Source organism: Nocardiopsis listeri NBRC 13360 (assembly GCF_001570765.1).
GTDB classification, from domain to species: Bacteria; Actinomycetota; Actinomycetes; order Streptosporangiales; family Streptosporangiaceae; genus Nocardiopsis; species Nocardiopsis listeri.
Genome location: NZ_BCSH01000041.1, coordinates 1 through 20,655, shown reverse-complemented (window position 1 = coordinate 20,655; position 20,655 = coordinate 1). Strand labels below are relative to the sequence as shown.

The 20,655-nt window shown below is 70.5% G+C and carries 19 protein-coding genes and 2 riboswitches; of the genes, 5 read left to right on the top strand and 14 right to left on the bottom strand.

What is annotated here, in order from left to right; all coding sequences use genetic code 11:
• Nucleotides 1-25: 25 nt before the first annotated feature.
• The 10 genes from NLI01S_RS13605 to fmt form a co-directional block, all read right to left on the bottom strand.
• A complete protein-coding gene (locus NLI01S_RS13605) occupies nucleotides 26-646 on the bottom strand; it encodes a nucleotidyltransferase family protein (RefSeq protein WP_084392579.1) in 621 nt (206 codons plus the stop codon).
• Nucleotides 647-771: 125 nt separating this feature from the next.
• Nucleotides 772-1,938, bottom strand: a complete 1,167-nt coding sequence (locus NLI01S_RS13600) for an XdhC family protein (protein ID WP_067604321.1) — start codon at nucleotides 1,936-1,938, stop codon at nucleotides 772-774.
• A 376-nt stretch (nucleotides 1,939-2,314) separates the two neighbouring features.
• Nucleotides 2,315-2,776, bottom strand: coding sequence for a PH domain-containing protein (locus tag NLI01S_RS13595; protein ID WP_067604319.1), 462 nt, complete (start codon nucleotides 2,774-2,776; stop codon nucleotides 2,315-2,317).
• A 94-nt stretch (nucleotides 2,777-2,870) separates the two neighbouring features.
• The gene (gene ribH / locus NLI01S_RS13590) at nucleotides 2,871-3,344 is read right to left on the bottom strand and encodes a 6,7-dimethyl-8-ribityllumazine synthase (protein WP_067604317.1); all 474 of its coding nucleotides are present in this window, start codon (nucleotides 3,342-3,344) and stop codon (nucleotides 2,871-2,873) included.
• A 75-nt stretch (nucleotides 3,345-3,419) separates the two neighbouring features.
• The gene (locus NLI01S_RS13585; RefSeq protein ID WP_067604315.1) at nucleotides 3,420-4,724 is read right to left on the bottom strand and encodes a bifunctional 3,4-dihydroxy-2-butanone-4-phosphate synthase/GTP cyclohydrolase II; all 1,305 of its coding nucleotides are present in this window, start codon (nucleotides 4,722-4,724) and stop codon (nucleotides 3,420-3,422) included.
• Between the two features lie 100 nt (nucleotides 4,725-4,824).
• Nucleotides 4,825-5,463, bottom strand: a complete 639-nt coding sequence (locus NLI01S_RS13580) for a riboflavin synthase (RefSeq protein WP_067604312.1) — start codon at nucleotides 5,461-5,463, stop codon at nucleotides 4,825-4,827.
• A gap of 116 nt (nucleotides 5,464-5,579) precedes the next feature.
• Nucleotides 5,580-5,710: riboswitch (FMN riboswitch) on the bottom strand.
• 67 nt (nucleotides 5,711-5,777) lie between these two features.
• Nucleotides 5,778-6,779: a phosphatase PAP2 family protein gene (locus tag NLI01S_RS13575; protein WP_067604404.1), complete on the bottom strand. Its 1,002-nt coding sequence runs from the start codon at nucleotides 6,777-6,779 to the stop codon at nucleotides 5,778-5,780.
• Between the two features lie 284 nt (nucleotides 6,780-7,063).
• The gene (rpe, locus tag NLI01S_RS13570; protein ID WP_067604310.1) at nucleotides 7,064-7,732 is read right to left on the bottom strand and encodes a ribulose-phosphate 3-epimerase; all 669 of its coding nucleotides are present in this window, start codon (nucleotides 7,730-7,732) and stop codon (nucleotides 7,064-7,066) included.
• Between the two features lie 164 nt (nucleotides 7,733-7,896).
• Complete coding sequence (locus NLI01S_RS13565) at nucleotides 7,897-9,360, bottom strand: RsmB/NOP family class I SAM-dependent RNA methyltransferase (RefSeq protein WP_067604308.1); 1,464 nt, start codon at nucleotides 9,358-9,360, stop codon at nucleotides 7,897-7,899.
• A gap of 76 nt (nucleotides 9,361-9,436) precedes the next feature.
• Nucleotides 9,437-10,372: a methionyl-tRNA formyltransferase gene (fmt, locus tag NLI01S_RS13560; protein ID WP_067604306.1), complete on the bottom strand. Its 936-nt coding sequence runs from the start codon at nucleotides 10,370-10,372 to the stop codon at nucleotides 9,437-9,439.
• 126 nt (nucleotides 10,373-10,498) lie between these two features.
• On the opposite strand from fmt, the gene NLI01S_RS13555 reads away from it, so the two are divergent.
• The gene (locus tag NLI01S_RS13555; protein ID WP_067604304.1) at nucleotides 10,499-12,709 is read left to right on the top strand and encodes a primosomal protein N'; all 2,211 of its coding nucleotides are present in this window, start codon (nucleotides 10,499-10,501) and stop codon (nucleotides 12,707-12,709) included.
• Here NLI01S_RS13555 and NLI01S_RS13550 read toward each other — a convergent pair whose 3' ends face one another.
• The 4 genes from NLI01S_RS13550 to NLI01S_RS13535 all read right to left on the bottom strand — a co-directional run bounded on the left by NLI01S_RS13550 (nucleotide 12,710) and on the right by NLI01S_RS13535 (nucleotide 16,567).
• Nucleotides 12,710-13,240, bottom strand: coding sequence for a DinB family protein (locus NLI01S_RS13550; RefSeq protein WP_067604302.1), 531 nt, complete (start codon nucleotides 13,238-13,240; stop codon nucleotides 12,710-12,712).
• The gene (locus NLI01S_RS13545; RefSeq protein WP_190318462.1) at nucleotides 13,231-13,947 is read right to left on the bottom strand and encodes an SAM-dependent methyltransferase; all 717 of its coding nucleotides are present in this window, start codon (nucleotides 13,945-13,947) and stop codon (nucleotides 13,231-13,233) included. Before NLI01S_RS13545 ends, NLI01S_RS13550 begins: the two co-directional genes overlap by 10 nt.
• Before the next feature lie 293 nt (nucleotides 13,948-14,240).
• Nucleotides 14,241-15,041: an SAM-dependent methyltransferase gene (locus tag NLI01S_RS13540; RefSeq protein WP_067604402.1), complete on the bottom strand. Its 801-nt coding sequence runs from the start codon at nucleotides 15,039-15,041 to the stop codon at nucleotides 14,241-14,243.
• A 134-nt stretch (nucleotides 15,042-15,175) separates the two neighbouring features.
• Nucleotides 15,176-16,567 (bottom strand): aminotransferase class V-fold PLP-dependent enzyme, encoded by a 1,392-nt coding sequence (locus tag NLI01S_RS13535; protein WP_067604298.1) that lies wholly within the window; start codon nucleotides 16,565-16,567, stop codon nucleotides 15,176-15,178.
• 64 nt (nucleotides 16,568-16,631) lie between these two features.
• Nucleotides 16,632-16,746, bottom strand: a riboswitch (SAM riboswitch).
• A 216-nt stretch (nucleotides 16,747-16,962) separates the two neighbouring features.
• Between NLI01S_RS13535 and NLI01S_RS13530 the strand changes: the two genes are divergently transcribed.
• The 4 genes from NLI01S_RS13530 (at nucleotide 16,963) to NLI01S_RS13515 (ending at nucleotide 20,493) form a co-directional block, all read left to right on the top strand.
• Nucleotides 16,963-17,346, top strand: coding sequence for a DUF3870 domain-containing protein (locus NLI01S_RS13530; RefSeq protein WP_067604296.1), 384 nt, complete (start codon nucleotides 16,963-16,965; stop codon nucleotides 17,344-17,346).
• A gap of 3 nt (nucleotides 17,347-17,349) precedes the next feature.
• Nucleotides 17,350-18,651, top strand: coding sequence for a CaiB/BaiF CoA transferase family protein (locus NLI01S_RS13525; RefSeq protein WP_067604294.1), 1,302 nt, complete (start codon nucleotides 17,350-17,352; stop codon nucleotides 18,649-18,651).
• A 43-nt stretch (nucleotides 18,652-18,694) separates the two neighbouring features.
• Complete coding sequence (locus NLI01S_RS13520; RefSeq protein WP_067604292.1) at nucleotides 18,695-19,885, top strand: acyl-CoA dehydrogenase family protein; 1,191 nt, start codon at nucleotides 18,695-18,697, stop codon at nucleotides 19,883-19,885.
• A 140-nt stretch (nucleotides 19,886-20,025) separates the two neighbouring features.
• Nucleotides 20,026-20,493 carry a nitroreductase/quinone reductase family protein gene (locus NLI01S_RS13515; RefSeq protein WP_067604289.1) on the top strand — a complete coding sequence of 156 codons (468 nt, stop codon included), beginning with the start codon at nucleotides 20,026-20,028 and terminating at the stop codon, nucleotides 20,491-20,493.
• Nucleotides 20,494-20,655: the final 162 nt, after the last annotated feature.

Here is a 20,655-nt window from a genome sequence, read left to right as displayed (position 1 = left end):
CGGGCCACGGGTCGCACCCGGGCCCTCAGGCGCGGTCGAGCACTTCACTGAGCCGCGCCAGGTCCTCGGCGGTGTCGATGTCCTCGGGGCTGGCCACGTCGTCGCAGGGCACCGTGGTCACCACGTGCGAGTAGGCGCGTAGGAAGGGGCGGGCCCCCACGTCGCGTTCGGCCATGGAGTAGACCGTGGACCAGTGTTCACGGCCCAGGAGCACCGGATTGCGGGGGTTGCCGTTGTAGGTGGCCGCGGCCGCGCGCGCACCTTGTTCGAAGGCCTCCACCAGACGGCGGACCGCCTCGGGGGTGATCAGCGGTTGGTCGGCGAGGGCGACGAGGACGGCGTCGACGGTGTCGGGGAGGGCGTCGATACCCGTCCGCACCGACGAACCCATTCCGGTGGACCAGTCGGGGTTGTGCACGGTCACGGCGCCGTCGACCGTGGTGTCGGCGGCGCCCAGGACCACCATGACGCAGGCGCAGCCTCCCTCCGCCAGGGTGCGCACCCCACGGTCGACCAGGCGTTCGCCGCCCAGTTCGACCAGTGCCTTGGGACGGCCGAGTCTGCTACCCGAGCCGGCCGCCAACAGCAATCCCGCGACGTTCCCCCTGTACTCGACCCCTCTGCCCTCCGCTTCCCCGATAGCCATGACGCGATGATGCCACGCGTCGAAGCCGCGCATGGGCCGCCTTCAGGAGCCGGTGGAGGATTTTCGCTACCCCGCGTCGCGATCACCACTCTGATCTGCGCGTTCATCAGCAAAGGAGTTTCGGTTCACCTTTGAGGGTGACCGAATCCGGCCGGAACCAGCGGGGACACCGGGGTGTCCCGGTGGATGCGTCCGGTGGTCTCGCGCAGGGCGCGCCCACTGCCACCCCACCGGCTCCGCACCAGTTCGGCGGCGATGGACACCGCGGTCTCCTCGGGTGTGCGCGCTCCCAGGTCCAGTCCGATCGGCGAGTGCAACCGCTCCAGGGCCTCCTCCGAGACACCGGCCTCGCGCAGTCGATCCAACCGGTCCTCGTGGGTGCGGCGTGAGCCCATCGCACCGATGTACCCGGCCTCGGTGCTCAACGCCCGCTTGAGCACCGGCACGTCGAACTTGGGGTCGTGGGTCAGGACACAGATCGCGGTGCGCCGGTCGATCTCCTCGGCGATCTCGTCCAGGAACACATGCGGCCACTTGACCACCACCTCCTCGGCGGTGGGGAAACGCTTGGCGGTGGCGAAAACCGGCCGAGCGTCGCACACCGTCACCCGGTAGCCCAGGTAGGTACCCAGGTCGGCGACGGCCGCCGCGAAGTCGATCGCACCGAACACCAGCATCCGAGGGGCCGGGGCGAACGACTGGACGAACACCTCCAACTCGTCACCGCGTCGCTGCCCGTCCACGCCGTAGTGCAACAGACCCGTGCTGCCCTGAGCGAGCATGCCGCGCACGTCGTCGTCCAAGGCGTCGGCCAGGCGCTCCCCTCCCGGGCCCAGATCTCCCTCGGCGTCGTCGGGCCACACCACTCGGCGGCGGCCCACCCTCCCGGGCCCCGAGGGGTCGGACACGATGGTGGCCACCGCCACCGGCCGGTGCTCGTCGATGGCGGCCAACACGGCGCCCAGCTGCGGGTAGGTCTCCCTACTGATCGCCTCCACGAACATGTGCAGGGTCCCGCCACAGGTCAGCCCCACGCTGAAGGCGTCGTCGTCGCTCACGCCGTAGGTACGGCGCGCGGGGTCTCCGGTGCGGATGGCCTCCAAGGACTCCTCGTAGACGGCGCCCTCCACGCAGCCCCCGGACACGCTGCCCGTCACCTCACCCGAGGTGCTCACCAGCATGGCCGCCCCGGCGTCCCGGGGCGCGCTCTTGTAGGTGTCGATCACCGTGGCAATCGCGAAGGTCTCACCTGAGGCGTACAGGTCGGACACGGTCGCTCGGATATCACGCACACGGCACCTCTTCCAGACTTCCTCCCGGCGGGTCGATCCCGAGGTCCGCCGGACTCGGTACCAACCTATGTGCCCCACACAACACCGAAGAGCCCCCGTTCCTCCAGGAAACGAGGGCTCGATTCGGTTGCTTCTACGAAGAGGCCCGGTCACGGCGGTCGGCGACCGGTGATCGAAACCGGCGACTAGGTTCTGTTTTGGGAACCACGGGGGGTCACCCGTTCGAGCGCCGTCAGGCCCTGTCTTCTGCAAACCCGGGGAGGTGTCGTAGGTGGGATCCGAGGAACGAGGATCACACCGTAGGCACCGAAGGTTCCTGACTTTTTGGGGCGCCCGAACACGCCGAAGCGCCGGCGGAGGCTCTAAAAAACACTGCCTAGCCGGGCCGGCTCGGCTCGGCGGCCTCGCCCCGGCCCAGCATCGAACGGAACTCCTCCAGGTTGCGCCGGGACAGATCGCCATCGGTGCTCTGGATCCCCATCACCGGCAGCGAGGTGCCATCGGACAGGTCCACGCTCGGCCAGGGCTCCCCCACCGGCATGCGGATGTCCAGCACCTCGGGCCACGCCAGGTGGTGGGTGCGGATCCCGTTGATGACGACCACGTTGTCCTCGGTGGCGATCAGCCGCGGACGACCCAGCATGTGCAGCCCGGCGGCGATGACCAATCCCAGTCCGACGATCATGAACCGGTCCAGTGCCCGCCAGTCACTGGGCAGAACGATCGCGAGCACCAGCATGGTCCCCACGATCAGCACGCACATCCCGTAGGCGACCCAACGCACCGTCCGGGGACGCCAGGTCCTCGGCAGCTCGGGCCGCTTCGACGCCTCGTCCACAGGTTGTTCCTTCGTCCGCACCGACTGCTCCATCCGTGACCACACGGTCCTGCTGGGATACGACCATGGCGCGCACCGACGAGGAGGGTGTGGTTCAGCGACGCAGCCCGCGCAGGGCCACCGCCGTGTCCAGGGCGGCCAACGCAGCCTCGGCACCCTTGTTCTCGGCGCTTCCCGGCAGGCCGGCACGGTCACGCGCCTGTTCCAGGGTGTCACACGTGAGCACGCCGTTGCCCACGGGGGTGGATTCGCGCAGGGCCACCTCCGTCAACCCGTGGGTGACCGCCAGGCACACGTAGTCGAAGTGCGGGGTACCGCCACGGATGACGGCGCCCAGCGCGATCACCGCGTCGTGCTTTCTGGCCAGTTCCTGTGCCACGACGGGGATCTCCACCGCACCGGCCACGTGGACCACCACCGGATCGGAGACCCCGGACTCCTTGACGACCTCCAGGGCGTTGGCGAGCATCGGCTCGATGATCGGGGCGTTCCACCTGGTGGCGACGATGCCCACCGAGAGCCCCCCGGCCTCGACCCGCTCTTGTTCGGGACGTCCTGTACCACTCATGACCGGCCTTTCCACGTGATGACGAACATGCTGTGGGCCCGCCCGACGGCGGGCCCGAACGGAGGGTCTCGCCCGCTAGCGGGCGACGCCGGCCAGGTCGTGACCCATCCGGTCCCGCTTGGTCAGCAGGTAGTCGAGGTTGTCGTCGGTGACGAACGTGGGCATGGGCACCCGTTCGCTCACCCGCACCCCGTACTTCTCCAGTGCCTCGGCCTTGACCGGGTTGTTGCTCAACAACCGCGCCGAGGACACCCCGAGGTCGGTGAGGATCTGTGCTCCCGCGCCGAACTCGCGTGCGTCGGCGGGCAGACCCAGCCGCAGGTTCGCGTCGACGGTGTCCACGCCCTGGTCCTGGAGACTGTAGGCGCGCAGCTTGTGCAGCAGGCCGATCCCGCGTCCCTCGTGACCGCCCAGGTAGACCACGACCCCGCGGCCCGCCTCGGCGATCTCGGCCATGGCGGCGTCCAGTTGGGCGCCGCAGTCGCAGCGCTGTGAACCGAAGGCGTCCCCGGTCAGGCACTCCGAGTGCAGGCGGGCCAGGACGTCGACGCCGTCGGTGAGGTCACCGTGGACCAGGGCGACGTGCTCGGCGCCGTCGGTGGTGCCCTTGTAGCCGACCGCCCGCCACTCACCGTGCCGGTTCGGCATCCGGGTCTCCACCTGGCGTGTGACCAACGCGGGGGCGGCCTGCTCGGCGGTGAGGGTCTCCCCCATGGCGGTGCGGTGGGCGGCCAGCTGCTCCACCGACACCAACTTCAGGCCGTGCTCGTCGGCGAACCGGCGCAGTCGCGGCAGACGGGCCATGGTGCCGTCGTCGTTGACCACCTCGGCCAGGACACCGGCGGGGCGCAGGCCGGCCAGGCGAGCGAAGTCGATGGAGGCCTCGGTGTGTCCGCGACGGGCCAGGACACCGCCCGGTCGGGCGCGCAGCGGCAGGACGTGGCCGGGGCGCACGAAGTCGGTGGAGGCGCTCTCGGCGGAGGCCAACAGCCTGACGGTACGCGCGCGGTCGGCGGCGGAGATCCCGGTGGTCACGCCCTCGCGTGCGTCGACGGTGACGGTGTAGGCGGTGCGCAGGCTCTCCTCGTTGCGCGCGGTCATCAGCGGCAGGTCGAGGCGATCCAGTTCCTCGCCCTCCATGGGCACGCACACCACGCCGGAGGTGTGGCGGATCATGAAGGCCAGGAGTTCGGGGGTGGCGAGTTCGGCGGCGAAGATGATGTCGCCCTCGTTCTCCCGGTCCTCGTCGTCCACGACCACGATGGCTCGTCCGGCGGCGAACTCGGTGATGGCGTCCTCGATCGGGTCGAGGACCACGGTGTCCACGGGCTCTTCCGAGTCGGTGGCCTCGGCGGACGGGGTGGTGTCGGTGACGGTCATTGCCGCTCCCTGAAGGTACGTCGGTGGTGGGTGACGGGTCACGGCCGCTGGGTCCGTGCCCGGGTGGGTGCCTGTGGGTGCGCCCAGGACGCGGGCTCCCTCAGGTGCGGGCGCTCTCGCGAGCTCGTGCGACGGCGGTGATGCGCTCCACGTACTTGGCGATGACGTCGACCTCGACGTTGACGACGGCGCCGACGGCCAGACCGCCCAGGGTGGTGGCCTCCAGGGTGGCCGGGATGAGGCTGACCTCGAAGGACTCCTCCAAAGCTCCGGGGTCGCTGACCGCGGAGACCGTGAGGCTGGTGCCGTCCACGGTGATGGACCCCTTCTCCACCACGTAGGGGGACAACTCCGGGGCCAGGGCGAAGCGGAGCACGTCCCACTTGTCGCCCGGGGCTCGGGAAAGGAGGACCGCGGTACCGTCCACGTGTCCCTGGACGATGTGCCCGCCCAGACGGCCGTCGCTGCGCGCGGCGCGCTCCAGGTTGACGGGGGATCCGGGGACGAGGGACCCCAGACTCGACCGGTCCAGCGATTCCTTCATGACGTCGGCGGTGAAGGTTCCCTCACCGAGCTCGACGACGGTCAGGCACACGCCGTTGACCGCGATGGAGTCGCCGTGCCCCGCGTCGGAGCTCGCCAGGGGCCCGCGCACGGTGAGCAGCACGGCCTCGCCGGAGGTTCCGGCCGGTTCGACGGAGATGACCTCGCCGAGTTCTTCCACGATTCCGGTGAACACGCCCTACGTCCCTTCGCCTGCGTCAGGCTCCGGGGAAAAGGGTGTGGAAACGGGTCCACGACGAGACCGGGTCCGAGTGGGTACGCCGATGGTCGGCGACGCTCGAGACCTTCCCAACGCGTACTGCCTCCCATCCGGACTTTAACCGTCGGTACCGGAATCCCACCGGTTCAACCGGTCGATGGATTCGACCGGGTCGCGGACTATCACCGCCGGTTCGGACTTTCACCGACCCCGGAGCACGCGTTCGATAACTACAACGATCCCGATCCTAACCCCTGGCCGCTCGGGACGCCTAGCCGCTGTGAGGGGTGTCACCCCTGGTCGGTGCGCTCGGCCTCTTGCGCTTTGGCGGCGAGTCCACTGGTGACGAACATCCGCGGCGCGCCGTAGGTGGCCCAAAGCGCCAGGACGGCGTAGACGACGAAGGAGGACAGGGCACCGATCGGCCCGCCCGGATCACCGAAGAGGACCTCGTCCATGACCACGATGAGCACGACCACGGAGATGCCGAGCGCGAACCGCGACACCCTCGCGGTGGCGGTGCCCTCTGCGCTGTACCAGCCCCACCGGTGGAGCAGGGTGAGCCCGAGCACGCCGCCGAGCACCCCCCCGGAGGCCGTGTACAGACCGGCCAGGGAGTGTCCGGACGGGTCGGCGGGGGTGGCGCCGATCCACTCGGTGACCGGCGGGACCCAGTCCCCTCGCGCCCCGAACTGCCAGGCCGCCCCCAGTGCGCACGGCACCAGGGTGATCAGCAGCAGGTAGGAGACCCAACGCGTGGTGTCCAGCGAACTCCACCAGGTGAGCACTCGGTCCTCGAAGCGCAGCATCAGCCACAGGATGAGCGCGCCGATGGACAGTCCGACCACGACATCGCTGAAGAAGTGGGCGCCCAGGTAGATCCGGGAGAACCCCACCAACGGAATGATCACCGCCGCCGCCCACATCAGGGCACGACGGCCCGAGCGGATCCCCAGGTAACCCCAGGCCACCATGGCGGCCTGGCTGTGCCCGGACGGCATTCCGAAGCTCCCGTGGTGGCTGTAGCCGGTGATCTGGGCGTCGAACCAGTAGGGGCGAGGCGTGTAGGACACCGACTTGAGCAGGCCGTTGACGGCGCCCGAGGCGATGACCACGACGAGCAGTCGGGCGCCCAGGCCGGGGTTCACGCACCAGAAGACGGCGGCCATCAGCACGATGATCACGCCCTGGGACCCCAGGTGGGTGATCAGTCCGAGTGGATACGAGAGCGGATCACCGGCTCCCTGCAACCAGCGGATGGCGGTGCTCTCCGCCTCCCAGATGGTGTCCATGGCCAGGTGTTGGGCTTGCACGCGTAACTCCACGGGGTCCGCGCCTGGCAACGCGCTCACGCCGCGCCGCTCCCCCGGTCACGTGGTGGTACAGGGGAAGACGGAGCCGCGACCAAGCGAAAGTTCTACGACTACCGCCGAAAGCCTAGGCGCCTTCGGGACCCCTGGCCAGACCCGCTCCTCGAGGCGGGGCGGGATCCCGGGAGGGGAATGGGGCGGGGCGCGGCCGCACCGGGGTGGTGGGTGCGGGCGGCCGCGCCCCTTCGGAGATGGTCTTTTCGGTTCTAGTCCCGACCGCTCGCCTTGCGAGCCTGGGCGCGGAGGGACTCGACGGCGCTCGCGGGGTCCTGTGCCCCGTAGACGGCCGATCCGGCGACGAAGACGTCGGCTCCGGCCTCGGCTGCGCGTTCGATGGTCTCATCGGAGACCCCTCCGTCGACCTGTAGCCAGACGGAGGCCTCCCTGCTGTCCAGGATCTCACGAGCTCGGCGGATCTTGGGCAGAACCAGGTCAAGGAACTTCTGTCCGCCGAACCCGGGTTCGACGGTCATCAACAACAGCATATCCATCTCGCCGATGAGGTCCACATAGGGTTCGACCTGCTCGGCGGGGTTGAGAGCCAGTCCGGCGCGGGCGCCCTGCCCGCGGATCTCCCTCAGGGTGCGCACCGGTGCGCCGGCGGCCTTGGCGTGGATGGTGACGCTACCGGCCCCGGCCTCGGCGTAGGCGGGCGCCCAGCGGTCGGGGTCCTCGATCATCAGGTGGCAGTCCAGCGGGGTGGTCGTCGCCTTGACCAGGGATTCCACGATGGGCAGACCCAGCGTCAGGTTGGGGACGAAGTGTCCGTCCATGACGTCGACGTGCAGCCAGTCCGCGGTCGGCACGGCGGCGGCTTCGTCCGCGAGGTGGGCGAAGTCCGCGTTCAGGATGCTGGGAGAGATCTGAATTGCCACGTCAGCAGTGTATAGGCCTTGTCCGGTGGTCGGTCCCCGGGACCGGGGACGCCGCTGTTCGATCGACTTCGCACCACATGGCCGAACCCCTACCTTTACGAGGTAGATCCGCATATGTCCGTTTCGCCCGACACCGAGGGCGTCGGGCGAAACGACGGGTGACGCTATCCGACCTTGCAGCGCAGCAGGGCCAGGAACATGGCGTCGGTGCCGTGGACGTGCGGCCAGAACTGCGCGTACCTTCCCTCCGGTCCCGCGGCCAGGTCGGGAACCTCGTCGAGGTGGTCGGGAGCGCGCAACAACTCCAGGTCGTCCCGCTCGGCGAGCACGCCCTGGACGATGGTGTCGGTCTCGTCCAGGTGCGGAGAGCACGTCACGTACGCCACCACCCCACCCGGACGCACGGCCGCCACGGCGTTGACGAGCAGCTCCCGCTGGAGCGGGGCCAACTCGGTCACGTTCTCGGGGCCCCGACGCCAACGCGACTCGGGACGACGCCGAAGGGCCCCCAAGCCGGTACAGGGCACGTCCACCAGGACCCGATCGAAGACACCCGGCCGCCAGGCTGGTCGGGTGCCGTCGGCGGCGATCGCGCGACCGGCGTCGCGTGGGGCCCGACGCACCGCGCCGGCCACCAGCCCGGCCCGGGCGGGCTGCAACTCGGAGGCGACCAGACGGGCGTCACGCCGCCCCGCCAGGGAGGCGAGCAGACCCGCCTTGCCACCGGGGCCGGCGCACATATCCAACCAACGGGCGTCTTCCCCGTGGACACCGACCCGGGTCAGGGCCAGCGCGACCAGTTGGCTGGCCTCGTCCTGGACCGCTGCCCGGTTCTGGCGCACCTCCAGGATCGCGCCCGGGTCGCCCTCGGGCAGGTAGGCGGCGAAGGGCGAGTAGCGGCCCGGCTCGGCGCCGTACTCCTCCAGGTCGGCGACCTTGGACCTGCCCGGCTTGGCGACCAGGGTCACCTTGGGACGTTCGTTGTGCGCCTCGAGCAACTCCTCGGTGCGGGGCAGACCGGCGTCCTTGGCCCGCTCCCCCAAGGCCCGGGCCAGTTCCTTGACCACCCAGCGCGGGTGGCTGTGCACCACCGACAGATATCCGCTCGGGTCACGGTCGCGCTCGGGAGCCACGATCGGAAGCCAGGCGTCCAGGTCGCGAGCGCTCACCTTGCGCAGGATCGCGTTGACGAAACGGGAGCGGTGATGACCCACCACCTTGCGGGCCAGCGCCACCGACTCCCCCACCGCGGCGTGCGGCGGGATGTTGGTGGACAGCAGCTGGTGGGAACCCATCCGCAGCAGCGGGAGCACCTCGGCGTCCACCGAGGCCAGGGTGCGGTCCACGCAGGTCTGCAGGATCGCGTCGTAGGTGCCCTGGCGGCGCAGCGTCCCGTAGGTGAGTTCGGTGGCCAGCGCGGCGTCGCGGCCGTGGATGCCGCGCTCGTTCAGCAGGACCGGCAGCAACAGGTTCGCGTAGGCGTCGCGCTGCTCGACCGCGCGCAGTACGTCGTAGGCCACCCTGCGCGCGGGATCGCGCGGCTGGGGCGGCCCGGACCGCCGACCGCCCTGGTGGGGCTCACCGCCCCGGCTCGGACGACGGTTCTGGGAACGGGACTGCTCGCTCAACGTGTGCTCTGCCTCAACAAGCCGGGGACGTGTGCCGGCGAGCGACCGCGCCCACCGGCCTTGAGACTACGACAGGTCAGCGGCCCATCCGGTCGTCTTCGGTGGGACGCACACCACGCGCCCAGTCCACCGCGGACATGGCCTTCTTGCCCTGGGGTTGGACCTGGCCGAGTTCGACCGGGTGGGTGCTGGTACCCGCCAGGACCCGCTTCTTGTCCACGAACAGGTGGCCGGGGTCCAGGTCGGGGCGGTCGGCGTCGGTGACGGGGCGGACCGGTCCCACCTTCAAACGAGTGCCGCGGAAGGTGGTCCAGGCGCCGGGGGCCGGGGTACAGGCGCGAGCGACCCGATCCAGACGCAAGGCGGTCCAGGTGAAGTCGAGTTCGGCGTCCAAGGGGGTGAGCTTGCCTGCGTAGGAGACGTCGGCGTCGGGCTGTTCGACGGGGACCAGGTCCCCGGCGGCGATGCCGTCGATGGTGCGTGCCAGCAGACCGGCCCCGGACTCGGCCAGGCGGGCGAGGAGTTCGCCGCTGGTGTCGGTGGGGCGCACGGTCTCGGCCACGGTGCCGAAGACCGGTCCGGCGTCGAGTTCCTTGACGATGCGGAAGGTGGAGGCTCCGGTGACGTCGTCGCCGTGCAGGAGGGCGTGCTGGACGGGGGCCGCGCCACGCCAGGCCGGCAGCAGGGAGAAGTGCAGGTTCACCCAGCCGTACTCGGGGATGTCCAGGGCGGACTGGGGCAACAGGGCACCGTAGGCGACCACCGGGCAGCAGTCGGGGGCGATCTCGCTCAGGCGGGCCAGGAAGTCGGTGTCACCGGCCTTGGCGGGCTTGAGGACCTCGATGCCCTCGCTCTCGGCGAGCTCGGCGACCGGACTGCCCGACACCTTGCGGCCACGCCCGGAGCGGGCGTCGGGCCGGGTGACGACCGCCGCGACCTCGTGTTCGGAGTCGATCAGGGCCCGAAGTGAGGGCACCGCCACCTCGGGTGTACCGGCGAAGACCAGCTTCATGTTTGGACCATTCCCCCTCGACTGCGACCACACGTCACTGTTCTATCGCACTCCCCACAGAGAACGCGCCTGTGTCGGGCTTCTCGGGTCCCTGGACCGTCGTGGTCATCTGATAGACCAAAGGTGATGACAGCGCAGCCCGACCAGCCCGAAGCGGCCCTCTTCGACCTGCCTGCGGGGGAGCCGAAGGAAACGGCGAAGGCCAGGGCCGCCTCCGCCAAGAGCCGTCGGCCGGCCAAGCGCAGGCCCGCCGACCGGCTCCCGGTCGCGCGTGTCGTGGTGGACACCCCGTTGCCGCACCTGGACCGCTACTTCGACTACCGCGTACCGGCCGACATGGACCAGACGGCCGTGCCCGGCTGCCGGGTGAAGGTGCGATTCAACGGTCGATTGCTCGCCGGTTTCCTGGCGGAGCGGGTGGAGAGCTCGGAGTTCTCCGGACGCTTGGCCTATGTGGAGACGGTGGTCTCCCCCGAGCCGGTGCTGACCCCGGAGGTCCTCGCGCTCTCCCGAGCAGTCGCCGATCGATACGCGGGCACCCTGAGCGACGTGCTGCGGTTGGCGGTACCGCCCCGGCACGCGCGGGTGGAGAAGGAGGTCGACCGGCGCGCGCGGGAGAAGGCACAAGACCTGGAGGGGACCGAGGAGGACCAGGCCGGGGCGCCACGCACCGCCGAGGAGCCCCCGCCGACCGGGATCGAGCCCGTCGCGGCGCCGCCCGGCGACGCCTCCGCCGTGCAGGAGACGGTGGAGACCGCCGTACTGGAGGTCGACCCCGGTCCCTGGGACGCTTACGCGGAGGGCCCGGCGTACGTACGTGCGCTGCGCGGTGGGCTCCCCGCGCGCGCCATCTGGAACGCCCTGCCGGGTACCGACTGGACCGACGCGATCGCGGTGGCCGCCGAAGCGACCCTGGCCGCCGAACGCGGCAGCGTGATCGTGCTCCCGGACGGCCGTGACGTGGCCCGGGTGGACGAGGCGCTCAGCCGCCGGTTGGGCGAGGGGCGGCACGTGGCGCTCACCGCCGACCTGGGGCCGGCCGAGCGTTACCGACGCTGGCTGGCGGTCCTGCGCGGCGAGGTCCGTGTCGTGGTCGGGACCCGCGCCGCGGTCTTCGCCCCCGTACGCGACCTGGGCCTGGTGGTGCTGTGGGACGACGGCGACGACGTGCACGTGGACCCGCACGCTCCCTACCCGCACTCGCGCACGGTCCTGGCGATGCGCGCCCACAGGGCGGGCGCCGGTGCGCTCATCGGCGGGCACACCCGCACCACCGACGCCCAACTGCTGCTGGAATCGGGGTGGGCGCACCCGTTGATCGCCGACCGTGCGACACTGCGTCGACGCGCCCCCCTGGTACGAGCGGCCGGAGACGACCGTGAACTGGCCCGAGACCAGGCGGCTCGTTCGGCGCGCATGCCGAGCGTGGCGTTGCGTTCGGCCCGGGAGGCCGCGCGGGTGGGGCCGGTACTCTTCCAGGTTCCTCGCCGCGGCTACCTCAACAGCCTGGCGTGCGCGGGCTGTCGCGAACCCGCTCGCTGTGACGGCTGCCGCGGCCCGCTCGCGGTGCGCGGCTCGCACGCCCTGCCCTCGTGCGGCTGGTGCGGCCGGGTGGCCGGCCAGTGGGCCTGCCCCGAGTGCGGGGTGACCCGAATGCGCGCGGTGGTGGTGGGCGCCCGGCGTACCGCCGAGGAACTGGGAAGGGCCTTCCCCGCGCTGACCGTGCGCACCTCCGGACGCGAGGACGTGTTGCCCGAGGTCTCGAGCAGACCGGCCCTGGTGGTGGCCACCCCGGGGGCCGAACCCGTGGCCGAGGGCGGCGGTTACGCGGCGGCGGTCCTGCTGGACGGGTGGGCGCTCCTCAACCGGGCCGACCTACGGGCCTCGGAGGAGACCCTGCGTCGGTGGCTGAACGCCGCCGCGCTGGTGCGCCCCGGAGGCACCGTGGTGGTGTCCGCCGACGCCTCGCTGCCGTTGGTGCAGTCACTGGTGCGCTGGGACCCCGCCGGGTTCGCCGAACGCGAGCTGAGCGACCGTCGCGAACTGGGTTTCCCGCCCGCGGTGTCGATGGCCTCCATCACCGGTGGCCCCGAGCATGTGCGTGAACTGCTGGACCAGATCGCCTTGCCCACGGGCGCCGAGCTGTTGGGGCCGGTCCCCGTCGGGTCGGAGACGGCGGACGACGGGTCCCACGTGACCGAACGCGCGCTGCTACGAGTCCCGCGCAACGGGATCGGTGAGTTGGCGCGTGCGTTGAAGGCGGCGGCGGTGGCCCGCAGCGCCCGCCGCGACGAGCACCTCGCCCAGGTCCGCGTGGACCCCCTCCGCGTCATTTAGCTAGCCGGCACGATACAGGTCCCGCAGGAGGGCCACTTCGGCTCCGTGGTGGATGAACTCCCGGTTCAGGTGCAGGAGCAGCACCACCATCGGGAACTCCGACCACTGGGCGACCTCGGCCCCGCCCACGGGCGCGACCAGGGCGTCGTCGTCGAGTCGGCCCACGTGTTCGGACCAGGTGAGGTAGGCGGTGCGCAGGCGTTGGCGCGCCTCGGCGGCGGTGGAGGGCCAGTCGATGACGTCACGGCTCGCGGTGCGGTCACCGAAGTGCCAGTTGATCCGGGTCTCCAGCACGTCCACGATGATGTGGCCCAGCCGCCAGGCGATCGTGGTGACCGGCGGCGGGACGGGTTCGGGGTAGGCGCCGTCGGGCGCGTGTCGGCCGTCCTCGCGCCGACGTACCGTCCAGCAGTCCGGCACCGGTTCCCAGTAGAACTCCTCGTCGGTGAGTCCCTCCAGGCGCGGCCACAACGAGAAGTCCCAGTAGAACTGCATCTGGGCGAGGATCTCACCGTTCCAGTTCACCGCCATCGGGTCGTTCCCCCTCCGCGTCTCGACACACGGCCCAATCCTGCCAGAACTCCGCTGCCCCGGGCGGTGACGTCCTCGTCGGGGTAGGGCCACCAGGTGAGGTCGGCCACGCCGGGTTCGAGGGGCAGGAAGGGGCCGAAGGCGCGTTCGACGTCGGCTCGGGGCGCCGTGGAGGTGAGGGCCAGGTAGCCGCCGCCGCGCATGAGTCGGGACAGGGTGTCCAAGCCCGTGGGCGGGGAGTCGGCTCCGAAGGTGCGGGTCATCAATACGGCGAGGGGCTCGTCGAGGTCGACGAGCCCACCGGTGTGCAGGCGACGCAGGAGCGTTTCGGAGCACACGCCGTCGCCGGACGGCACGGCGGAGTCGTCGGGAGAGGCCAGGATCCCCGCCGCGCCCTCGGGGGCGATGCGCACGACGGTGGCGTCGGGGTCGGCGCGGCGCACGCGTTCGGTGGTTCCCGGGACGGGACCGCCCCAATCGACGAACTGGCGTATGCCCGCGTCGGCGCTCAGGTAGTCGACGACGCGGCCGAGGAAGGCCTGGTGCAGACGGACGTGTTCGGCCAGGGCCGGATCGTTGGGGACATGGGTGCGGTCCCTGTCGCCGAGGTCGACGACGCGTGGTCCCCGACCGGGCTTGCGAAAGGATGTCCTTCGTCGGAACACGGCCGCGAGGGGGCCTGCCTCAGGTCCTCGGACGTCCGTCACGTTCACGCTCCCCCAGCCGGTTCGCTCGTGGGAGGCAGGACGTCCGTCGTCGGTGGACCGATCGGGTCCGCGACGGTGCGCCCTGCCGTCAGGGCCAGATAGTACCGCTTGCGAACGTGATACCCCGCACACCCCCAAGTGAAATGGGCCCTATCGCGCCGTTTGTCACGACCTGCGTCGCAAGTTCTTGTGAGCCCAAGGTCCCGAATTCCCATCCACGAACACCGCGGGCCGACCCGGAGGTTCCGGGTCGGCCCGCGGTACGGCTTCGGGCACGGACCCGAGACCGAGTGTCAGGGCTTGCGCGCCACCCCGCCGTACTGGTCCAGTCCGCGCCGGGCACCCACGATCGGGGGCCGCCACAACGGGCAGGGCACCACACCGGGCTCCAACAGCTCCAGGCCCTCGAAGCGCTCGGCGATGGCCTCGGGGCTGCGCAGCAGGTACGGCACGTCGCCGTGCTTGTTGCCCTCCTCGATGGCCTGGTTATAGTCCTCGCTCGTGTCGGCGCCGTCGTAGCTGACCAGGTAGCTGCCCGAGGGCAGGGCGTCCAGCAGCCTGCGCACGATCGGTTGGACGTCCTCGTCGGGGACATGGCCCAGGATCCCCATGAGCATGAGCCCGACCGGCTTGTCGAAGTCCAACGTCTCGGCGGCCTTGGCCAGGATCGCGTCGGGGTCCCGTAGGTCGGCGTCGACGTAGTCGGTGACCCCCTCGGGGGTGCCGACCAGCAGGGCGCGGGCGTGCGTCAACACGAGGGGGTCGTTGTCGACGTAGACCACCCGGGTCTCCGGAGCGATCGACTGGGCCACCTCGTGCGTGTTGTTGGCGGTGGGCATGCCGGTACCGATGTCGAGGTACTGGCGGATGCCCTCCTCCCGGGTCAGGTGGGTCACCGCGCGGACGAGGAACTCCCGGCTGGTGCGGGCCAGGTCCCGGATCTCCGGGAAGGATTCGGCCACCGCGTCTCCCGCCAGACGGTCGACCGGATAATGGTCCTTTCCACCCATCCAGTAGTTCCAGATCCGGGCCGAGTGGGTCCGGGTGGTATCGATCTTCGAGCCCGGGGCCGGGGCGGTCGAATCGTCGGTCATGCGGTCATCCACCTCGATACGCAGGGGGTTCTCGGCGGGGAACGGGAATTCGACGGCCGCGCGCGGAACATCCCGTTCCCACCGATTTTTTCGCATTGATCATAGACGACGGGACCACCCCGGGCGTGTTCCGTTCAGAGCGCGTCGCGCGGGTCCGAAGCGGGAACCAACCGGCCATCGAGGTCGACGTACTTCCAGCTCGGCCCATGGGCGACCAGATCCGCCACGGCGCCGACCAGCCGGTCCACGTGTTCCTCGGTGGTGCCCACGCCCAGGCTGGCCCGGACCGCCTGCGTGTGCCCCTCCGGCAGCAGGTGGGCGGTGAGCGGGTGCGCGCAGAACAGACCGTCGCGCACCCCGATGCCGTACTCCGCGGACAGGGCGGCGGCCAGCAGGTCGGCGGGCAGCCCGTCCACCACGAACGAAACGATGCCCACCCGCGCCTGTTCGGGCCCCCACAGGGTCAGCTCGTGCACACCGTCGATCTCGCAGAACCCGGCGCGCAGGCGCTCCAAGAGGGCGGACTCACGGATGTGCTGTAGGTACAGGGTGTCCTCGGTGAAGGTGGCGCAGGCCGCGGCCAACGCCACGGCGCCCAGGACGTTGGGGCTGCCCGCCTCGTGCCGGGCCGGCAGGTCGTTCCAGAACACGTCGTGGTCGGTGACCTTCCGCGTAGCGCCACCGCCGGACAGGTAGGGCGTGGCCTCTCCCAGCCAGTCGGCGCGGCCGGCCAGCACACCCGAACCGAAGGGCGCGTACAGCTTGTGTCCGGACAACGCCACGTAGTCGGCGCCGGTGTCGGTGAGGCTGAACGGCAGGTGCGGCACGTACTGGGCGGCGTCGACCACCACTCGGGCGTCTTCGGCGTGGGCGGCCTCGACCAGCTCCTCCACCGGCCAGATCTCACCGGTGACGTTGGAGGCCGCGGTCACGCACAGCAGCTTCGGACCCCTGGGGGCCTCGCGCAGGGCGGCGCGGGCGGCCTCGACGGCGGCGTCGGGGGTGGCGGGCAGTGGCAGGCGCACCACCTTCGCGGAGCGGGCGGCCGGGTGTTCCCACGGCAACAGGCTCGCGTGGTGCTCGGACTCGAACACCACCACGGTGCAGCCGTCGGGCACGCAACGGGCCAGCAGGTTGAGCGCGTCGGTGGTGCCGCGCACGAACATCACGGCGTCGGTGTCGGGCCGGGTGCCCAGGAAACCGGCGACGCCGCGACGGGCTTCTTCGTAGGCCTCGGTACTGATCCGGGAGTGGTGGCCCGCGCCCCGATGCACGCTGGCGTAGTAGGGCAGGGCGGCTGAGAGGGCGTCGGCGACCGCGGTCAGGCAGGGCGCGCTGGCCGCGTAGTCGAAGTTGGCGTAGTCGACGTACTCACCGGTGACCAGCGGGACCCCGCCGTCGGGGGTGACGATCGAGAGGTCCGAGGCTGTGTCGACGGGGTGCGACTCCCGGCGCGCACGCGCGTCCCGAACGGCCTGGCGGGTGCGGGGGCGACGGGTGGAGTCGAACGGGATGACGGTGGTCATAGGGCACCTCTTCGGTGGGTCGTGGGACCCACGGGGTACGCCGCTCGACGGCCGCGTCTTCCTGGGTCCGCGCTTGTCCGACACGGTCGTGTCGGGACCTGGTCCTCACCCGGGGCACCCCACCGCGGAAGGAGGGTTGCCGACCAGCCAGCCGGGGCTTGGCGCTGGTACTCGTGACCTGTGCCGAAATGTAACACACGGTCCGTGCGCGACGCACCCACGGGATTCGTGTGGCCTGGGACACGACCCCGCTTGACAGTCGGCGCGACGGTGACGACATACTGGTCTCGAACTGCCCTCACGTCGCGGGTGTCCGGTTTCCCCCGGTCGCCCTTCAGACGCGAGACTCCAGTCGGTAGGAGTTTTCGCGTGCCCGCAGACGAGAGGTGTGTCCGTTGCCCGGCGACGACCGTGTTCAGCAGCTCTTCCGCAACCCCCGGGTTGTCCTCATCTCCGGCTACGCCCGTCTCCCCGATTCGGTGGCGAGCCATTCCCAGTACCAGCGGCTCGGTGTCGTACTCGCCGTGGACACCGCCGACGACCGGATCGTCTCCGCGGACACCACCCTGCTCACCGACCTGGCCAAGGACTTCTTCCGTGCCCTGGTGGAGGGAGCCTCGGTGACCGAGGACATCGCGAAGATCGTCCAGCGGGTACAGACGCGATACGCGGGCCAGTCGGGCGCCGCGCTCACCACCGCGCTGCGCCGCTGCCTGGAGACCTACTACCAACTGCGCGACGGCGACCAACTGCCCGGTTCCCCCGACGGCGAGGAGTGACCCTTGACCCCTTCCAGTCACGAATCCACACCGCAGGCGCGAGCCCCCGAGAAACCCGGGACGGGGAGCGCACCACTCCCCCTGGCCGGCGTGCGGATCGCCGACCTGTCCCGAGTCCTGGCCGGCCCCTACGCCACCATGTTGTTGGCGGACATGGGCGCCGAGGTGATCAAGGTCGAACAACCCGGGCGAGGCGACGACACCCGCTCCTGGGGACCTCCCTACGCCGAGCCCACCGAAGAGCACCGCGCGGCGCACTCCCCCGGCGAGGCCGCCTACTTCCTGTCGGTGAACCGGAACAAGCGCAGCCTCGCCGTGGACCTGAAGGACCCCGACGGACTCGCCGCGGTCCGGGAACTGTGCGCCGGATCCGACGTGGTGATCCAGAACTTCCGGCCCGGGGTGATCGACCGGCTGGGACTGGGCTACGAGGAGATCGGCAAGCGCAACCCGGCGGTCGTCTACTGCTCGGTGAGCGGCTTCGGTCCCGAACACCGACCGGAGGACCGTCCCGGCTTCGACATCGTCGTGCAGGCCGAGAGCGGGCTGATGGCGACCACCGGCCCGGCCGACGGACCGGCCAGCAAGGTGGGTGTGGCACTGACCGACGTGCTCACCGGTCTCAACGCCGCCGTGGGCATCCTCGGCGCGCTCATGCGGGCCAAGGCCACCGGCCGCGGTGAGGACATCAGCGTCTCACTGGTCAACTCCACCCTGTCGAGCCTGGTCAACCTCACCCAGCAGGCCCTGGTCACGGGCAAGGAACCGGCCCGGGTCGGCAACGCGCACACCACCATCGTCCCCTACCAGGTCTTCCCCACCGCCGACGCGGAGATCGTCGTGGCCGCGGGCAACGACGCCCTGTACCGACGGTTGTGCGCGGCCATCGACCGCCCCGACCTGGCCGAGGACTCCCGCTACGCCACCAACCCCGAACGGGTGGCGCACCGCGAGGAGCTGGTCGGCGAACTCACCGAGACGCTGACCTCCCGTCCCGCCGACCATTGGATGGACGTCCTGGTCACCGCAGGGGTCCCGGTGGGTCGGGTACGCGGTGTCCTGGACGCGCTGCGTACCGCCGACGCCTCGGGGGACGACGTTCTGCGCACCGTCGAACACCCCACCGCGGGGCTCCTCGAACAGGTCCGGGCGGGCTTTCGAATGGCGCACACCCCCGTCCCCCTGTCCGCCCCCCCGCTGCTCGGCCAGCACTCCCGAGAGATCCTCACCGAGTTGGGTCTGGCACCCGACCGGATCGAGGGACTGTTCGAGCGCGGCGCCGCCCAACAGACCGACGTCGACTGACCAACGGACTTCGTACACCACGCACCCCGAAGGGACACCCACCATGAGCGACTCCCGCAAGGCCGCAGCCCCCGACCCGCTCGACTTCCTGGCGGTGGACGCCGAACTGTCCGACACCGAACGCGACATCCGCGACGCCGTACGGGAGTTCTCCGCCGCGGAACTGCTGCCCGAGGTCGCCGACTGGTTCGAGGCCGGAACCCTGCCCGACCCGCGCGGCCTGGCCAAGGCCTTCGGCGACCTCGGAGTGCTCGGCATGCACCTGGAGGGCTACGGGTGCGGAGGTTCCAGCGCCGTCGCCTACGGCCTGGCCTGTCGCGAGTTGGAGGCCGTGGACTCCGGGCTGCGCAGCTTCGTGTCCGTGCAGGGCTCCCTCGCCATGGCCGCGATCCACAAGTTCGGGTCCGAGGAGCAGAAGAACGAGTGGTTGCCACGCATGGCCGCGGGCGAGGCCATCGGTTGCTTCGGGCTGACCGAACCCGACTCCGGTTCCGACCCGGGTTCGATGCGTACCCGCGCCCGCCGGGACGGCTCCGACTGGATCCTCGACGGCACCAAGATGTGGATCACCAACGGTTCGGTGGCCGACGTCGCCGTGGTGTGGGCCGCCACCGACGAGGGCGTCCGCGGGTTCGTCGTGCCCACCGACGTCCCCGGATTCAGCGCCAACGTCATCCACAAGAAGCTGTCGCTGCGCGCCTCCATCACCTCGGAATTGGTCCTGGAGGGCGTGCGTCTGCCCGCCGACGCGATCCTGCCCGAGTCCAAGGGGCTCGGCTCTCCCCTCTCCTGCCTCAACGAGGCCCGCTACGGCATCGTGTGGGGCGCGGCCGGCGCCGCCCGCGCCTGCTACGCGGCCGCCCGCGACTACTCGCTCACCCGCGAGCAGTTCGGCGGACCCATCGCCGGTTTCCAGCTCACCCAGCGCAAGCTCGCCGACATGGTCGTGGACGTCAACCACGCCGGCATGACCGCCCTGCGCATCGGTCGTCTCAAGGACAGGGGCGAGTGCCACCACAACCACGTCAGCTTCGGCAAGTTCGCGAACGTGGCCGCCGCCCAACGGGTGGCGGCGACCGCGCGCGGTCTGCACGGCGCCAACGGCATCACACTGGAGTACCCGGTGATGCGGCACATGGTGAACCTGGAGACGGTGGCCACCTACGAGGGCACCGAGGACATCCACGCGTTGAGCATCGGCCAGTCCGTCACGGGGATCTCCGCGTTCCGCTAGCGTCCGAGACCGCCCGGAGGGCCGGCCCGGCGCCGAGTCGCAGATGAGCGACGTGTGCCGGATCTCGCCGGTATCCAGGGTGCCAACGGGTGCTCCCAACCACCACAATGGGGAGCAGCCGAGTGAGGGAGTTGCCCAAGATGGTGAACGAACCGACGAAGCGGTTCGAGGCGACCAAGCTGCGCCGCGTCTCGGACGCGGTCGTCAGCAACTTCGTCAAGTACGGGGTCTGCCCGCAGGAGATGCACCTGCTGACCACCCGGGGCCGCAAGTCCGGGTTCTTGCGCACCACCCCGGTGAGTGTGCTGGACAGTGAGCGCGGCCGGTACCTGGTCTCCCCGTACGGCGAGGTGAACTGGGTGCACAACATCCGCAAGGACGGGTTCGCGACCCTGCGCCAGGGCGGCTGGATCGAACTGGTGAGCGTGCTCGAGGTGGACGCCGAGGAGGCCGGAGCGGTACTCAAGGAGTACCTGGAGCACCCGCGTTCGGCGATCGTCGGCCCGTACTTCGAGGCGCCGCCGGAAGCCCCGGTGGAGGCGTTCGTGGCCGAGGCGGACCGTCACCCGGTCTTCCGTGTCGTGCGGTCCACGACCATTCGGATCTGATCCGGACACGATCGGCCCGAGCAGACACGGCCCGAGCACGAACGGCCCCGGTCACCCCGTCGAGGGGTCCGGGGCCGTGGTGTTTCCCCGGCCTTCGTGTTCCACGGAGGTGCCGAAAGTATCGGGTGTGTGGGTGGGGCGCCTCAGGTAGGGACCCTGCCG

What these genes read in the sequence shown, in the direction of transcription:
- NLI01S_RS13605 (WP_084392579.1), bottom strand. Translation starts at nt 646, where the DNA reads ATGGCTATCGGGGAAGCGGAGGGCAGAGGGGTCGAGTACAGGGGGAAC.
- ribH (WP_067604317.1), bottom strand. Translation starts at nt 3,344, where the DNA reads ATGAGTGGTACAGGACGTCCCGAACAAGAGCGGGTCGAGGCCGGGGGG.
- NLI01S_RS13585 (WP_067604315.1), bottom strand. Translation starts at nt 4,724, where the DNA reads ATGACCGTCACCGACACCACCCCGTCCGCCGAGGCCACCGACTCGGAA.
- NLI01S_RS13575 (WP_067604404.1), bottom strand. Translation starts at nt 6,779, where the DNA reads ATGGACACCATCTGGGAGGCGGAGAGCACCGCCATCCGCTGGTTGCAG.
- fmt (WP_067604306.1), bottom strand. Translation starts at nt 10,372, where the DNA reads ATGAAGCTGGTCTTCGCCGGTACACCCGAGGTGGCGGTGCCCTCACTT.
- NLI01S_RS13555 (WP_067604304.1), top strand. Translation starts at nt 10,499, where the DNA reads ATGACAGCGCAGCCCGACCAGCCCGAAGCGGCCCTCTTCGACCTGCCT.
- NLI01S_RS13550 (WP_067604302.1), bottom strand. Translation starts at nt 13,240, where the DNA reads ATGGCGGTGAACTGGAACGGTGAGATCCTCGCCCAGATGCAGTTCTAC.
- NLI01S_RS13540 (WP_067604402.1), bottom strand. Translation starts at nt 15,041, where the DNA reads ATGACCGACGATTCGACCGCCCCGGCCCCGGGCTCGAAGATCGATACC.
- NLI01S_RS13535 (WP_067604298.1), bottom strand. Translation starts at nt 16,567, where the DNA reads ATGACCACCGTCATCCCGTTCGACTCCACCCGTCGCCCCCGCACCCGC.
- NLI01S_RS13520 (WP_067604292.1), top strand. Translation starts at nt 18,695, where the DNA reads ATGAGCGACTCCCGCAAGGCCGCAGCCCCCGACCCGCTCGACTTCCTG.
- NLI01S_RS13515 (WP_067604289.1), top strand. Translation starts at nt 20,026, where the DNA reads ATGGTGAACGAACCGACGAAGCGGTTCGAGGCGACCAAGCTGCGCCGC.